Raw genomic sequence first — 15,491 nt, 5'->3', positions numbered from 1 at the left:
GCGGGCGGCTCCTGGTCCGGGTCAGCCACCGGCCTTGTCCAGGGCCGACTGCAGGGACTGCTTGTAACCGGTACTGGTGTAGGTCGCACCGGAGACGGCGTCGATCGTCGCGTTCCCGGCCGCGACCGCCTCCTGGTTGAGCTTGGGCACGGCCATCGCGGTCTTCTGGTCGCTCAGGCCGCCCTTGGGCGCCTGCACCGCCTCGGACTTGGTGATCTTTCCGCCGCTGACGGTGATACGGACCTGGACCGCCCCGTACTGGGTCTGGGCGACGCTTCCGGTGACCGTCTTGGCCTGTGCGGCGGGCGCCTGGGACGAGGAGCCGGCGGAACCGGCGGAGCCCGCACCCGCGGACCCGGTCGACCCCGCGGCCCCCGAGGAACCGCTGCCGCTCGCCTTGGCCTTGTCGAGGGCCGACTGCAGCGACTTCTTGTATCCGGCGCTCGTGTAGCTGGCACCCGACACCGCGTCGATGTTCGCGCTGCCCGCGGCGACGGCCTCCTGGTTCAGCTTGGGCACGGAGGCGTTGCTGACCTCGGTGCTGCGTCCGCCGCTGGGAATCTGGACGACCTCGGACTTGGTGATCTTTCCGCCGCTGACGGTGATACGGACCTGAACGGGCCCGTACTGGGTCTGCGCGACGTCGCCGGTGACCGTCCGGGCCCCCGTGGACGACTGCTGCGCGCTGCCGCCCTGGGGCGACTCCTGACCCGCCACCGACTGCTGGGGCGCGGCGCCCTGTGCCGACGCGGACGCCGGATCGGAGGCGGGCTTCAGCGACAGCAGCAGGACGATTCCGGACACGGTGGCGGCGCCGGCCAGCACGACACGCCGCAAGGGGTGGCTCTTCTTCATCGCTCCTGACTCCCGTCGCTCACATCTCGAACGACTCGTGATGGATGCGGCGGGCGGGGACCCCCGCGCCGCGCAGTGCTTCGTAGACCTGCTGCGCGAAGCCGGGCGGCCCGCACATGAAGACGTCGTGGCGGTCGATGTCCGGCAGCTTGCGGCTCAGCGTCTCCGCAGAGATGTCCGGACGCTCGCCCTCGGGGCTGTTCACCGCGTACATCAGCCTGGCCCCGCGTTCCTCGGCGATCGCCGCCAGCTCGTCCCACAGGGCCAGGTCCTGGGTGGTGTTGGCCCGGTAGAGCAGCGTCAGGTCGCCCGCCGCGCCGGGCAGCGTCTCGAACAGCGCCCGCATCGGAGTGATGCCGACCCCGCCTGCCACCAGCAGCACCTTGCCGCGGCTGCGCTTGCCCGCAGTGAGCGCCCCGTACGGGCCCTCGGCCCAGACCCGGGTGCCGGGCTGCAGGTCGCGCAGCGCCGAGCTGTGGTCGCCGATCGCCTTCACCGTGATGCGCAGCATGTTGGGGCGGGGTGCCGCCGACAGCGAGTACGGGTGCGAGCTGAGCCGCATGCCCGGAGCCAGGAAGCGCCAGCGGAAGAACTGCCCGGCCTCGGCGCCCATGCGGTGCAGCTTGCGCCCGCTGATCAGCACCGAGACGATCCCGGGGGTCTCCTCGATCACGGCCTCGACCCGCATCCGGTGCTTCAGGTTCAGCCGGATCGGCGAGAGGATGCGGTACCAGATCACCAGGGCCGTCACCGACCCGTACAGCCCGTACCAGACCGTCTTGGCGGTCGGCTCGACGGCGAACTCGTTGCCTGTGGACAGCTGGTGCCAGAACGTCAGGAAGACGGCGGCGTAGGTGAGCAGGTGGATGTGGTACCAGGTGTCGTAGCCCATCCTGCGGCGCACCGGGCCCATGGAGAGCAGGCCGATCAGGAACAGCAGACCGGTGCCGATCGCCGCCTTGCCCATGTCGGGCAGCTGGTTGATCGAGTCGATGGTCTGCTGGACGATGTCGCCGAAGCTCTTGCCGGCCTGCAGCGCGTAGCCCCACATGATCAGCACGAGGTGCGCAAGCACCAGACAGATCGTGTACCGGCCGCTCATGGCGTGCCAGCGCGCCACCCGGTCCGAGCCCACCCGGCGCTCCAGGGCGGGCACCCGGGCCATCTGCAGCACCACCAGCGCCATCAGATACCCCGCGAGCAGCCCGGTGATCCGGCCCGCGTTGAGGATCTTGCTGTTGTCGTCGGCGATGGACGGGGTGTTGCTCCACCAGAGCCAGATGACCCCGGCCGCGCCCGCCCCGACGGCGAGCAGCAGTGGGACGGCGGGAGAGCGTCGTGGGCGAATACGGCGCAAGGTCTGGCGCCGCGCGGCGCGGCCACCGGCGATCGTGGACACGGTTCCTCCGTGGTCGTCCGTGGGGACGGGGCTAGGGGAGAGGCCCCCTGGCCCAGAGATACGGGCCCAGACGGCCGTGCGTTCAGAGGCCTGCCGAGTCCAGTGCCGATTGGAGGGACTGCTTGTATCCGTCGCTGGTGTACGAGGCCCCCGAGACGGAGTCGATCCGGGCGCTCTGCGCGGCCAGCGCCTCCCTCCTGAGCTGGGGAATCGCGTAGCTGTTGATCTCCTGATCCCGTGGGTTGTCCGTGGGATAGGAGACCGCGGTCACATCGGTGATCTTGCCGTTCTTCAGGGTGACGCGCACCTGGACGGGGCCCCAGCGGGTCTGGATCGTGTCACCCGTGACGGTCTTGGTGCCGGTGCTCTTCGTGCTCCCGGACGAGCCTCCCGATGAGCTTCCGGAAGAGCTTTCGGGCGCGGGTGACCGGGACGGCGACTGTGACGCCGACTGTCCGGGGGAGGACGACGCCTGCGCCAGGGACGGCGGCGTGTGCGGCTTGAGCGACAGCAGCAGGACGAAACCGGTGACGGTGGTGGCCGCCGCCAGCGTCACCCTGCGCAGCGGACGGTGCTTCTTCAGGGCGTGCACGGTGACCTCACAGCTCGAACGACTCGTGGTGGATACGGCGGTCGGGGACACCGGCCGCGCGCAGCGCCCCGTACAGGTCCCGCGCCATGGCGGGGGACCGCACAGATAGACGTCGTGCCCGGCGAGACCGGGCACGGAGGCCCGCAGGGACTCGGCGGTGAACCGCGGACGCGTGCCGTCGGCGCCGTTGACCGCGTACAGGACGCGCGCCCCGCGCCACTGCGCTATCGCCTCCAGCTCGGCGCCGAGCGCGAGGTCCTCGGCCGTGCTCGCCCGGTAGAGCAGTGTCACGTCGCCGGGCCCGCCGGGCAGCGTCTCGAACAGGGCGCGCAGCGGTGTGATGCCGACGCCGCCGGCGATCAGCAGCGCCTTGCGTCCGGTGTGCCGCTCGGCGGTCAGCGCGCCGTAGGGGCCCTCCGCCCACACCCGGGTGCCGGGCCGCAGCAGCCCCACGGCGGCACTGTGGTCGCCGAGCGCCTTCACGGTGATCCGCATCAGGTCGGGGCGCGGCGGGGCCGACAGCGAGTACGGCGTCGAGGTCCACCGCATCCCGTCGGAGAGGAAGCGCCAGCGGAAGAACTGCCCGGCCTGGGCGTTCAGCTCGTCCAGCCGTTCCCCGCGTACGACGATGGAGAAGACGCCGGGCGCCTCGCGGTACACGGACTCCACACGCAGCTTGTGGCGCAGGTTGAGCCGCACCGGGACGAGCAGCCGGAACCACACCACCAGCGCTGCCGTGCCCAGGTAGAGCACGTACCAGGCGGCCTGGGCGGCGGTGTCGCCGACGAAGTCCGAGCCCAGCGCGAGCTGGTGGAAGAAGGTGAGGAACACGGCCACGTACGTCAGCAGGTGCAGGTAGTACCAGAACTCGTGGCTGATCCGGCGGCGGGCCGCGCGCGCCGAGGTGATCCCGACCGCGAAGAGGATGAGCGTGCCGGTCGTGGCCTTGAGCATGTCCGGGTAGTCGAACACCACGCTCAGCGTCTCGTGCACGATGCCCGCCCCGTCCTGCGCGGCGTACCCGAACAGGATCAGCGTGACATGCGCCACCAGCAGGCTGACCGTGTACCGGCCGGCCATGGCGTGCCAGCGGGCCACCCGGTCGGAGCCGATCCGCCGCTCCAGCAGGGGCACCCGGGCCATCAGCGCCACGAGCACCGCGCAGCTGTAGCCGCACAGCAGCCCGGCGATCCGCCCGGCGTCCGTCAGCCACCCGGCGAGGCCCACCACCGACCGCGTGTCGTACCACCACAGGGCGACGACCGCGCCGGCCCCGGCCCACAGCAGGGCCAGCAGGGGCCCGGCGGGCGAGGGGCGGGGTCGTCCGCGTCCGCGTGACGGGCGAGGGACCGCTGTCCGCTCGTACATCGTGGTCATATGTCCGTCCTTCCGGCTGTCCGGGAGGAAACTGTGCTTCGGCAACTTCTGAGCAACCTCTGAGCGGGCGCCCTCGTCACGGATTCACAGGAAACGCAGAGTGACACACGCGACCCACTCAGAGGAAACTCAGAGGCAGGAGGGGGGCCGCCACCTCCGGCGAGGGGCGATCCTGGAAGACGATATGAACACTCCCCGTTCCCGCGGCACCGGCCTGCCCGCGCTCACCCGCCCCGACGGCACCCCCGTACGGGTCCTCGTCGTCGACGACGATCCCGACCTGGCCGAGGTGCTCTCCGGCGCCCTGCGCTACGAGGGCTGGGAGGTACGGACCGCGGGTGACGGGGCCTCGGCCGTCACCCAGGCACGCGAGCTGATGCCGGACGCCGTCATCCTCGACGTGATGCTCCCGGACACCGACGGCTTCTCCGTGCTGCGCACCCTGCACACCGTGCACCCCGAGGTCTGTGTGCTCTTTCTCACTGCGCGGGACGCCGTGGAGGACCGCATCGCGGGCATCACGGCGGGCGGCGACGACTACGTGACCAAGCCGTTCAGCCTGGAGGAGGTCGTCGCCCGGCTGCGCGGCCTGCTGCGCCGCGCGGGCATGGCCCGGCAACTGGACGAGGGCCCGCGTCTGACCGTCGGCGACCTCGTGATGGACGAGGAGGCCCGCGAGGTGACCCGGGGCGGCGAGCTGGTCGAACTGTCGCCGACCGAGTTCGAACTGCTGCGCTTCCTGATGCGCAACCCGCGCCGGGTGCTCAGCAAGGCGCAGATCCTCGACCGCGTCTGGTCCTACGACTTCGGCGGTCAGGCCCATGTCGTGGAGCTGTACATCTCGTACCTCCGCAAAAAGGTGGACGCGGGCCGTGAGCCCATGATCCACACGGTGCGGGGCGCCGGGTACGTGATCAAGCCGGTGGTCGGACGATGAGTCGGCACTGGTGGCCACGGGTGCGGGCGGGCGTACGCCGGCTGCTGCTCCCGCGCACGATGCGGGCCCGCCTCACCGCCGGGCTCCTGGTGCTGCTCGCCGTCAGCTGCGCCGCCGTCGGGGTGGCCGCCGTGTACGAACTGAACGGCTTCCTCACCGGCCGCCTCGACCAGCAGCTGCATGACGTGGGGGTGCGGTTCCCCGCGAGCCTGGAGCACGGCACCGTCAGACCGCCGGACCATGACGGCGACGAGAACGGCGACACCCGGCGGCAGAGCAGCGGCACCTTCGGCGCACGGCTGGTCGGCCGGGACGTCACCAACGCGGCCGTCGTGCCCTCCGGCCAGAACATCACCGACTTGAACGTGTCCCTGACCACCTCCGACCGGCAGACCCTGGCCGGCATCCCCGCCGACGGCCGTGCCCACACCGTCTGCCTGTCGGCGCTCGGCGACTACCGCGTGTTGGCGGCGCGTGGACTGGACGGCGACGTCCTGGTCGCCGGGCTGCCGATGGAACCGGTCCGGGCCGCCGTGCACCGCCTGGAACTGGTCGCCGGCTGTGTCTTCGGCCTGGCCCTCGTGGCCGCCGGAGTCGCCGGAGCCCTGTGGGTGCGCTGGTCGCTGCGCCCACTGAGCAGGGTCGCCGCGACCGCGACCCGGGTCAGCGAGCTGCCGCTCGCCAGCGGTGAGGTGGCGCTGCCGCCGCGTGCGCCGGAGCCCGACCCGCGCAGCGAGGTGGGCCGTCTCGCCGGCGCGTTCAACCGGATGCTCGGCCATGTCGAGGACGCCCTGACCAAGCGGCACGCGAGCGAGGAACGGCTGCGCAGCTTCGCGGCCGACGCCAGCCATGAGCTGCGCACGCCGGTCGCCTCGGTCCGCGGCCACGCCGAGCTGGCGCTGCTGCATCCGGACCCGGTGCCTCCCAAGGTCACCCGGGCCCTCGAGCGCATCGCCGCCGAGTCGGCGCGGATGGGCGAGATGGTCGACGATCTGCTCCTGCTCGCCCGCCTCGACGCGGGCCGTCCGTTGGAGCGCCTTCCCGTCGACCTCACCCACCTCGTCCTCGACTCGGTCACCGACGCCCGCGCCGCGGGGCCCGACCACCGCTGGACGCTGGAACTCACGGAGGAACCGGTCACGGTGACGGGCGACGCCCACCGTCTCCAACAGGTGTTGGCCAACCTGTTGGCCAACGCCCGTTGGCACACGCCTGTTGGCACCAAGGTCACGGTGTCCCTGGAGACCGACGCCGACACGGCCGTCCTGACGGTCCACGACGACGGCCCGGGAGTCCCGGAGGACGTCCAGCCCGGCGTCTTCGAACGCTTCACCAGAGCCGACCGCCGCCGCTCCGGTGGAGCGGGCGGTGGCGCGGGCCTCGGGCTGTCCATCGTGGCGGCCGTGGTGGAGGCGCACGGCGGCACGGTCGAGCTGGAGAGCCGTCCGGGGGCGACGACGTTCACCGTCCGGCTGGGCGCCCTGTAAGCGGCGCGGGGCTGTGACGCCATGCGGCCCCGCCGCGTGGGCGCGCCCGGCCACGAAGCACCCGCACCTGGTCCCGGCCGCAAAGCACCCGCACCTGGTCCCGGCCGCAAAGCACCCGCACCTGGTCCCGGCCGCAAAGCACCCGCACCTGGTCCCGGCCGCAAAGCACCCGCACCTGGTCCCGGCCGCAAAGCACCCGCACCTAGTAACGGGTGAGCGCAGTCCCCCCACTCACCGTCCCGATCGCGATACGCGGCCCCCGCGCCGGATCGACCCACGCCAGAACCCGCCGCATCGCCTCCTCCGACACCGACACACAACCAGCCGTCGCCCCGGACCCGTCGACGTGCAGGAAGATTCCCGCCCCGCGCCCCCGTACGGGCCGCTCGTAGTTGAACCCCACGACCAGCGCGTAGGCGTACTGCGTCTCGTACGCGATCAGATGCTCGGACTCGGACGCGCGGCAGTCGGCCGGCCGCGGCTCGGTCCACCGGTTGTAGGAACGGGAGTCGTTGTCCTGGCACCACCAGGACTCCTCCCGCACCCGCCGATAGGGAACCGCGGTACCGGCCGGTGCCGCCTTGATCCCGAAGGCGAACGGAAGGTCGTACAGCCCCGTGGGCGTCGTGTTCGATCCCTGCTTGCGTGAGCCCCCCTCCGCCAGCCCCTTCGCCCCGAAGCGCGCCGCCGCCGAACCGGCCTTCACCCAGTGCCCGTCCCGCCGGTCCCACCAGGTGAGCGTGCCCGACGTCGAGCCCTCGCGGGGCGCCTGAGCCGTGATCAGCTGGCTGCCGCCACCGGTGTCCGCCATCTGCTCGGGGAGGGCGGGCGGATCACTCGGGATCAGGGCGAGCAGGGACGCGGACGCGAGGGCGGCGGCTGCGAGGCGCATGGCTCAGACCGTACGGGGAGGCAGTGGGAGCGGCAGCCCGGGCAGTCCGTCCAGGCTCGTCGCCACATGGTCCTTCTTGGTGAAGTACTCGCTCAACGAGGCGTCGTCCTCGCGAGCGAAGCGCTTGCCGTGCAGGTCGCGGTCCGCCTCGTAGGACATGAAGGGCACCGCGTAGCCGCAGGTGTCCCGGACGAGGTCGGCGGTCACGACGATGATCGCGCGCAGACCGTGCGGGGTCGGGTCGATGCCGGGGAAGTGCGTGAGCAGTTCCTCGAAGCGGGGGTCGTCGCGGAAGACGGGCTCGCCGTGGCCGTGCACCCGGACGATGTTCGGCGGGCCCTGGAAGGCGCACCACATGAGGGTGATCCGGCCGTTCTCCCGGAGATGGGCGATCGTCTCCGCGTTGCTTCCGGCGAAGTCCAGGTAGGCGACGGTGAGTTCGTCGAGGACGACGAACGAGCCCGTGAGCCCCTTGGGGGAGAGGTTGACCGTGCCGTCCCCGGACAGGGGTGCCGTCGCGGTGAAGAAGAGGGGCTGCGCCTCGATGAACGAACGAAGCCTGCCGTCTATGCGCTCATAAGTCTTTCCCATGTCTAATGATTATTGGGCAAGACCATTCGTCTGTCTAAGGAATTCACCCGTCCGGGGCATGGGTTCACATGGCGGACGGATCCGTGGCCGCCGTGCCCCGGTCGGCAGACGGGGCGCGGCGGCCACGGAAGACATCACTTGTTGAGCGTGCAGGTCGCGAGGGAGTCCAGACCCGTGGGCTTGGCCGCGGTGCGCCCGATGGAGATGGCGATGCGGTCGATGGTCGACTTCCGCTTGTCCGCGAGGGGGCCGAGGATCGCGTTCTGCACGAAGTTCGGTCCGCCCTGGCCGACGGTGTTCGCCAGTCGGGTGTTCGCCTCGGAGATCTGGGTGTTCAGGAGCGTCAGGTTGCGGGTGACCTCGGCCTGCGCGGAGGCGGGGATCGCGGGCAGCTTCGACGCGACGTCCGGGCAGGTGATGGTGCCGGCGGCGGTGGTGCTTCCGGTGTTCCCCGTGTTGCCTGCCTGCCGGGTGGCCGTCGCGCTCGGGGCCGCGGTGGCCGCGGCGCCGCCCGCGTTCACGCCGTTCGCGTTCAGGGTGCAGGGCGCGAGCGAGTCGAGACCCGTGGGCTTGGCGGCGGTGCGGCCGATCGCGGTGGCGATGCGGTTGATCGTCGCCACCCGCTTGTCCTTGAGGGGGCCGAGGATCGCGTTCTGGACGAAGTTGGGGCCGCCCTGGCCGACGGTGTCGACGAGCCGCTTGTTGGCCTCGGCGATCTGGGTGTCCAGGAGGGCGAGGTTGCGGGTGACCTCGGCCTGCGCGGAGGCGGGGATCGCGGGCAGGCTCGGCGCGACGGCCGGGCAGTTCACCGTGCCCGGGGAGGTCGCGGCCCTGGTGGTGGCGTTCGTGCCGCTCTTGGACGTCTCCCCGGCCAAGGCGTTGCCGGCGATCACGGCTCCGGAGAGCACCACCGCGGCGGTGCCGCCGATCATCAGGACGCGGCGCTTGTTGTACTTCGGAAGGGCCCTGGACATGCGGAAGCCTCACTCGGTTCGGGGGTGGGGGACCGTCCGGTGGTCGTCCGGGCGGTCCGTTGCTCGTCGCGCCTCGGTCCGCGAAGACCTGGGCGGCAAAAACCTCTGTGTACGAAAACCTCGGTGTACAAAAACGCGGCGCCTGCGTTCGGGGAGAGGTACGAGAAAGCGCGTTCCATCGTTCAAACGCCCTCAGATATTTTCGATCAGGGTTCTCCATGACCCCTTCGAGAGTGACCCGTAATTGACGAATCATGCAGAGAGCTGCATACTCATGCATACCAGCGAATGCAGTGTGAGGAGAAACCCGTGGCCGAGCGCGTCGTACTCGCCTACTCAGGCGGTCTGGACACCTCCGTCGCCATCGGCTGGATCGCCGAGGAGACGGGCGCCGAGGTCATCGCCGTCGCGGTCGACGTCGGTCAGGGCGGCGAGGACCTGGACGTCATCCGCAAGCGCGCCCTCGCCTGCGGTGCCGTCGAGGCCGAGGTCGCGGACGCGAAGGACGAGTTCGCCGAGGAGTACTGCCTCCCGGCGATCAAGGCCAACGCCCTCTACATGGACCGCTATCCGCTGGTGTCGGCCCTCTCCCGGCCGACCATCGTCAAGCACCTCGTCGCCGCCGCCCAGCAGCACGGCGCCACCACGGTCGCCCACGGCTGCACCGGCAAGGGCAACGACCAGGTGCGGTTCGAGGCCGGCATCGTCGCCCTCGCCCCCGACCTCAAGTGCATCGCCCCGGTCCGCGACTACGCGATGACCCGTGACAAGGCGATCGCCTTCTGCGAGCAGAAGAACCTCCCGATCGCCACCACCAAGAAGTCCCCGTACTCCATCGACCAGAACGTCTTCGGGCGCGCGGTCGAGACGGGCTTCCTGGAGGACATCTGGAACGCGCCGATCGAGGACATCTACGAGTACACCTCGAACCCGGCCGAGGTCCGCGAGGCCGACGAGGTCGTCATCTCCTTCAAGGAGGGTGTCCCGGTCGCCATCGACGGCAGGCCCGTCACCGTCCTGCAGGCCATCCAGCAGCTCAACGAGCGCGCCGGCGGCCAGGGCGTCGGCCGGATCGACATGGTCGAGGACCGGCTCGTGGGCATCAAGTCCCGCGAGGTGTACGAGGCTCCGGGCGCGATCGCGCTCATCACGGCCCACCAAGAGCTGGAGAACGTCACCGTCGAGCGTGAACTCGCCCGCTACAAGCGGCAGGTCGAGCAGCGCTGGGGCGAACTGGTCTACGACGGGCAGTGGTTCTCCCCGCTCAAGCGCGCCCTGGACGGCTTCATCGACGAGGCAAACCAGCACGTCAACGGCGACATCCGGATGACCCTGCACGGCGGCCGCGCGGTCGTCACCGGACGGCGCTCCGAGACCTCGCTCTACGACTTCGACCTGGCGACGTACGACACGGGCGACACGTTCGACCAGGCCGCCGCCAAGGGCTTCATCGACATCTACAGCCTGTCGTCGAAGATCGCCGCGAAGCGGGACCTCGTGTAACGGCTCGCGTACGACGAGGTCCACCCCGCACGCACTAGCCTGACAGCCGCCTCCTCACTCACGGGTGGGGAGGCGGCGGCACATCCAGACCTTCCGAGGAGCAACGCAAGTGAGCAGCAACAGCGGTGACGTCCGGCTCTGGGGCGGCCGTTTCGCCGACGGTCCCGCCGAGGCGCTGGCCAAGCTGTCCGCGTCCGTCCACTTCGACTGGCGGCTCGCACCGTACGACATCGCCGGATCGCGTGCCCACGCGCGCGTACTGCACAAGGCGAACCTCCTGGACGACGACGAGCTGACGCGGATGCTCGCGGGCCTCGACCAGCTCGAAGCCGACGTGGCGGACGGCTCCTTCGTGGGCACCATCGCCGACGAGGACGTGCACACGGCCCTGGAACGCGGGCTGCTGGAGCGCCTCGGCCCCGACCTCGGCGGCAAACTGCGCGCGGGTCGCTCCCGGAACGACCAGGTCGCGACGCTCTTCCGCATGTGCCTGCGCGACCACGCCCGTACGATCGGCGGTCTGATCGCCGACCTCCAGGACGCGTTGATCGGCCTCGCGGAGGCGCACCCGGACGTGGCGATGCCCGGCCGTACGCACCTCCAGCACGCCCAGCCGGTGCTCTTCGCCCACCATGTGCTGGCTCACGTCCAGCCCCTGTCCCGGGACGCGGAGCGGCTGCGCCAATGGGACGAGCGGACGGCGGTCTCGCCGTACGGCTCCGGCGCGCTCGCCGGCAGCAGCCTCGGCCTGGACCCGGAGTCGGTGGCGAGGGACCTCGGCTTCGAACACGGCTCCGTCGCGAACTCCATCGACGGCACGGCCTCCCGCGACTTCGTGGCGGAGTTCGCCTTCATCACCGCGATGATCGGCGTGAACCTCTCCCGGATCGCCGAGGAGGTCATCATCTGGAACACGAAGGAGTTCTCCTTCGTCACCCTGCACGACGCCTTCTCCACGGGCTCGTCGATCATGCCGCAGAAGAAGAACCCGGACATCGCCGAGCTGGCGCGCGGCAAGTCGGGCCGTCTGATCGGCAACCTGACGGGCCTGATGGCGACGCTCAAGGCGCTTCCGCTCGCGTACAACCGCGACCTCCAGGAGGACAAGGAGCCGGTCTTCGACTCCATCGACCAGCTCGAGGTCCTGCTCCCGGCCTTCACCGGCATGATGGCCACGCTGACCGTGCACCGCGAGCGCATGGAGGAGCTGGCCCCGGCCGGCTTCTCGCTCGCCACGGACATCGCCGAGTGGCTGGTCAAGCAGGGTGTGCCGTTCCGCGTCGCCCACGAGGTCGCCGGCGAGTGCGTCAAGGTCGCGGAGGCCGACGGCAAGGAGCTGAACGACCTCACCGACGAGCAGTTCGCGAAGATCTCGGCCCATCTCACCCCCGAGGTGCGCTCGGTCCTGAACGTCCCGGGTGCCCTAGCCTCGCGCGACGGCCGCGGCGGTACGGCACCCAGCGCGGTCGCCGTCCAGCTCGCCGAGGTGAAGGCGGACGTGGCGGCCCAGCACGCGTGGGCCACGGCCAAGAAGAAGCGGTGAGGGAAGCGCCCCGCAAGGGGCACGGGGAACTGCGCGACGAGCCACGACGAACGCGCACTCGCCGAAGCACCGCACGCGCCGAGCTCTGAGGCGAGAGCCGAAGGTCATCGCGGGTTACGTTGGTCAGGAGCCGCACCGGAGCCGACCGAACGGAGCCCGCGATGCCCTTCGCCCGTCTCGCCACCGCCACGACGCCCACCTGCCACATCGGCCTGGGTCTCGCCGCCGTCGGCCGCCCGGGTTACATCAACCTCGGCCGGGACCATGACCTCGGAGAGGATCGCAGCGTCGAAACGCTGCGCGCCCGCACCCACGAACTCCTGGACGCCGCCTACGCGCAGGGCGTGCGCTACTTCGACGCGGCCCGCTCCTACGGCCGTTCGGAGGAGTTCCTCGCCGACTGGCTGAAGAGCCGGCCGGACGTCGACGACGTGGTCATCGGGAGCAAGTGGGGCTACACCTACACCGCGGACTGGACCACGGACGCCGAGCAGCACGAGGTCAAGGACCACACCCTCGCCACGTACGAGCGACAGCGCGCCGAGACCGCCGCACTGCTCGGTGACCGGCTCGACCTCTACCAGATCCACTCGGTGACCCCGGACAGCCCGGCCCTCACCGACAAGGAACTCCACGCGAAACTCGCCGAGGCGGCCGCCCAGGGCCTTTCGATCGGCTTCTCCACGAGCGGGCCCGCCCAGGCCGACGCCATCCGCGCCGCGCTCGCCGTGACGGTCGACGGCGAGCCCCTCTTCCGTACCGTCCAGTCCACGTACAACGTCCTGGAGACCTCGGCGGCTCCCGCCCTCGCCGAGGCGCACGACGCCGGGCTCACGGTGATCGTCAAGGAGGGCATGGCCAACGGCCGCCTGGCCGCCGAGCACGCGCCGGACGCGGTGCGGGCGATCGCCGAGGAGACCGGCCTCGGCGCCGACGCCGTCGCCCTCGCGCTGATCCTGCGGCAGCCCTGGGCCGGAGTCGTCCTCTCGGGCGCGGCCACCTCCGCCCAGCTCGCCTCGAACCTGCACGCGGCGGTCGTCGATCTGGACGAGGACCAGCTGACCCGCCTCGCGGCGCTCGCGGAGGACCCGGACGTGTACTGGGAGCGGCGCGGGCAGCTGCCCTGGCACTGACCGCAGCGGACATCCCGGGCAGCATAAAAGCCAAGAAACAGGGCACTGGTGAGACTCGCACGCTCCTGATGAGACAAACATGTCTCACATGGGGTACGGTTGTCTCATGGCCGTCGACCGTGACCACGTGCTGCGCAGCGCAGCCGCCCTGCTCACCCGTAAATCCACCGCCACCATGGACGAGGTCGCCAGGGCGGCCGGGATCAGCCGGGCCACGCTGCACCGCCAGTTCGCCGGACGGGACGCGCTCGTCCGGGCGCTGGAGGCCCTCTGCATCGAGGAGTGCGAGGCGGCACTCGATGCCACCCGCCTCGACGAGGGCACCGCTCAGGAGGCCCTGCGCCGCCTGGTGAAGGAGCTCGAGCGCGTGGCCGGGCTGCTCGCCTTCCTCTACACCGAGAACCAGCTGTTCGAGGGCGAGGGGCAGAACGAGGGCTGGGCCCGGCTCGATGCCCGGATGGCCGCCCTGTTCCGGCGCGGCCAGGAGGGCGGCGAGTTCCGCATCGACCTCAGCCCCGCCTGGCTCACCGAGGCGCTCTACGGGCTCATGGCCTCGGGCGCGTGGGCCGTGACCGAGGGCCGCGTCGCCGCCAAGGACTTCCACCACATGATCGTCGAGCTGCTGCTCGGCGGCGCACTACGGAGAGAGTGATCATGACCAGCACCCTGCAGCCGGCGTTGACGGCGGAGGTGGAGAAGCGTCCGGGCCGTTGGCTCGCGCTCTGCGTCCTCGTCCTCGCCGTGCTGTTGGTGGCCGTCGACGCGACCGTGCTCGGTCTCGCGACCCCTTACATCAGCGAGGACCTGAAGCCCTCCGGCACCCAGCTCCTGTGGATCGGTGACGTCTACTCGTTCGTCATCGCCGGTCTGCTCGTCTCCATGGGCAGCCTCGGTGACCGCATCGGCCGCAAGAAGCTGCTGCTGATGGGCGCCACGGCGTTCGGCGCGATATCGGTGCTCAACGCGTACGCGACGACCCCGGAGATGATGATCCTGGCGCGGGCGCTGCTCGGAGTCGCGGGCGCGACCCTGATGCCCGCCACGCTCGCCCTCATCCGCAACCTCTTCCACGACCCGCGCGAGCGCAGCCTCGCCATCGGCATCTGGGGCGCCACGGCCTCCGCCGGTACGGCGGTCGGGCCCGTCGTCGGTGGCTTCCTGCTCGAACACTTCTGGTGGGGTTCGGTCTTCCTCATCAACGTGCCCGTGATGCTGATCCTCGTCCCCGTCGGCATCAAGCTCCTGCCCGAGTCCCGCAACCCGAACCCCGGCCCCTGGGACCTGGCCAGCGTCGTGCTCTCCCTCGTCGGCATGATCGGCATCGTGTACGCGGTGAAGGAGGCCGCCACGCACGGGTTCACCTGGGAGCCGATGGTCGTAGGCGTGCTCGGCGCCGGAGCCCTCCACGGCTTCGTACGCCGTCAACTCGCGATGCCCGTACCGCTGCTGGACATGCGACTGTTCCGCAACCGGGGCTTCTCGGCGGCGGTGCTCGCCGATCTGCTGACCGTCTTCGGCCTGTCCGGACTGGTCTTCTTCCTGTCCCAGTACCTGCAACTCGTCCAGGGCAGGCCGCCGTTCCAGGCGGGGCTCGCCGAACTGCCCGCCGCCATCGGCGCGGTGGGAGCGGGTCTGATCGCGGGCTCGGCCGCGCGTCGCTACTCGGTCCGTGCCGTGGTCTCCGGTGGTCTCGCCGCCGTGGGCCTCGCGCTCGGCGTGCTCACCCTGTTGAACCAGTCCACCGGGTACACGGTGCTCGGCTCGGCGCTTCTGGTCGTGGGCGTCGGCGCGGGCTTCTCGTTCACCGTCACCGCCGACGTGATCCTCTCCAGCGTGCCCAGGGAGCAGGCCGGCGCCGCGTCCGCGGTCTCCGAGACGGCGTACGAGCTCGGCGCCGCCCTCGGCATCGCCCTGCTCGGCTCCATCGTGACCGGCGTCTACGCGGGCTTCACCGGCCCCGCGGGTACCCCGGCAGGGGCCCATGACTCCCTGGGCGGCGCGGTGGAGGCGGCGGCAACCCTGCCCACCCACACCGCGGAGGCCCTGCTGACCGCGGCTCGCACATCCTTCGTGGACGGCCTGGCACTGGCGTCCGGCATCGGAGCGGCGGTACTGCTGGCCACAGCGGCAGCGGCATGGTTCCTGCTGAAGGGCCAGAACTTGGAAACCGGGGTCTGAGGGCGCGTGCCCCTCAGGGGCGCGCGGAAC

Annotated in this window: 13 protein-coding genes and 1 pseudogene; 7 read left to right on the top strand and 7 right to left on the bottom strand. The window is 70.8% G+C overall.

Going from position 1 to position 15,491, the window contains the following annotated elements; translation table 11 throughout:
• Window positions 1-21: 21 nt before the first annotated feature.
• The 4 genes and pseudogenes from AAFF41_RS11540 to AAFF41_RS11525 all read right to left on the bottom strand — a co-directional run bounded on the left by AAFF41_RS11540 (window position 22) and on the right by AAFF41_RS11525 (window position 4,223).
• Complete coding sequence (locus AAFF41_RS11540; RefSeq protein ID WP_319744998.1) at window positions 22-855, bottom strand: FMN-binding protein; 834 nt, start codon at window positions 853-855, stop codon at window positions 22-24.
• Window positions 856-874: 19 nt separating this feature from the next.
• Complete coding sequence (locus AAFF41_RS11535; protein ID WP_075027619.1) at window positions 875-2,254, bottom strand: ferredoxin reductase family protein; 1,380 nt, start codon at window positions 2,252-2,254, stop codon at window positions 875-877.
• Between the two features lie 82 nt (window positions 2,255-2,336).
• Window positions 2,337-2,897 carry an FMN-binding protein gene (locus AAFF41_RS11530; protein WP_343323920.1) on the bottom strand — a complete coding sequence of 187 codons (561 nt, stop codon included), beginning with the start codon at window positions 2,895-2,897 and terminating at the stop codon, window positions 2,337-2,339.
• A pseudogene (locus AAFF41_RS11525) lies at window positions 2,854-4,223 on the bottom strand (ferredoxin reductase family protein). The gene AAFF41_RS11530 and the pseudogene AAFF41_RS11525 overlap by 44 nt, the downstream one beginning before the upstream one ends.
• A gap of 184 nt (window positions 4,224-4,407) precedes the next feature.
• Between AAFF41_RS11525 and AAFF41_RS11520 the strand changes: the two are divergent.
• Together AAFF41_RS11520 and AAFF41_RS11515 are read left to right on the top strand one after the other, a co-directional pair.
• Entirely contained in the window at window positions 4,408-5,160 is a 753-nt protein-coding gene (locus AAFF41_RS11520) for a response regulator transcription factor (RefSeq protein ID WP_319745005.1), read from the top strand.
• Complete coding sequence (locus AAFF41_RS11515; protein WP_319745007.1) at window positions 5,157-6,647, top strand: HAMP domain-containing sensor histidine kinase; 1,491 nt, start codon at window positions 5,157-5,159, stop codon at window positions 6,645-6,647. The genes AAFF41_RS11520 and AAFF41_RS11515 overlap by 4 nt, the downstream gene beginning before the upstream one ends.
• A 202-nt stretch (window positions 6,648-6,849) precedes the next feature.
• Here the strand turns inward: AAFF41_RS11515 and AAFF41_RS11510 are convergent, their stop codons facing one another.
• The 3 genes from AAFF41_RS11510 to AAFF41_RS11500 all read right to left on the bottom strand — a co-directional run bounded on the left by AAFF41_RS11510 (window position 6,850) and on the right by AAFF41_RS11500 (window position 9,104).
• On the bottom strand, window positions 6,850-7,539 hold the full coding sequence (locus AAFF41_RS11510; protein ID WP_319745009.1) for a L,D-transpeptidase family protein: 690 nt from the start codon (window positions 7,537-7,539) through the stop codon (window positions 6,850-6,852).
• Between the two features lie 3 nt (window positions 7,540-7,542).
• Window positions 7,543-8,130 (bottom strand): pyridoxamine 5'-phosphate oxidase family protein, encoded by a 588-nt coding sequence (locus tag AAFF41_RS11505; protein ID WP_319745011.1) that lies wholly within the window; start codon window positions 8,128-8,130, stop codon window positions 7,543-7,545.
• Window positions 8,131-8,264: 134 nt separating this feature from the next.
• Window positions 8,265-9,104, bottom strand: a complete 840-nt coding sequence (locus AAFF41_RS11500; RefSeq protein WP_319745013.1) for a hypothetical protein — start codon at window positions 9,102-9,104, stop codon at window positions 8,265-8,267.
• A gap of 309 nt (window positions 9,105-9,413) precedes the next feature.
• On the opposite strand from AAFF41_RS11500, the gene AAFF41_RS11495 reads away from it, so the two are divergent.
• From AAFF41_RS11495 to AAFF41_RS11475, 5 genes are all read left to right on the top strand, one after another.
• Window positions 9,414-10,607: an argininosuccinate synthase gene (locus tag AAFF41_RS11495; protein ID WP_319745015.1), complete on the top strand. Its 1,194-nt coding sequence runs from the start codon at window positions 9,414-9,416 to the stop codon at window positions 10,605-10,607.
• A gap of 109 nt (window positions 10,608-10,716) precedes the next feature.
• Window positions 10,717-12,150, top strand: coding sequence for an argininosuccinate lyase (gene argH / locus AAFF41_RS11490; RefSeq protein ID WP_054230625.1), 1,434 nt, complete (start codon window positions 10,717-10,719; stop codon window positions 12,148-12,150).
• Between the two features lie 161 nt (window positions 12,151-12,311).
• On the top strand, window positions 12,312-13,283 hold the full coding sequence (locus AAFF41_RS11485; protein WP_143654723.1) for an aldo/keto reductase: 972 nt from the start codon (window positions 12,312-12,314) through the stop codon (window positions 13,281-13,283).
• Between the two features lie 106 nt (window positions 13,284-13,389).
• On the top strand, window positions 13,390-13,935 hold the full coding sequence (locus tag AAFF41_RS11480) for a TetR/AcrR family transcriptional regulator (protein ID WP_319745019.1): 546 nt from the start codon (window positions 13,390-13,392) through the stop codon (window positions 13,933-13,935).
• A gap of 2 nt (window positions 13,936-13,937) precedes the next feature.
• A complete protein-coding gene (locus tag AAFF41_RS11475; protein WP_319745021.1) occupies window positions 13,938-15,461 on the top strand; it encodes an MFS transporter in 1,524 nt (507 codons plus the stop codon).
• Window positions 15,462-15,491: the final 30 nt, after the last annotated feature.

The sequence above is a fragment of the Streptomyces mirabilis genome (assembly GCF_039503195.1).
Taxonomy (GTDB): domain Bacteria; phylum Actinomycetota; class Actinomycetes; order Streptomycetales; family Streptomycetaceae; genus Streptomyces; species Streptomyces mirabilis_D.
The sequence above is the reverse complement of the archived record's forward strand: the minus strand, read 5'-3'. Positions and strand labels throughout refer to the sequence as shown.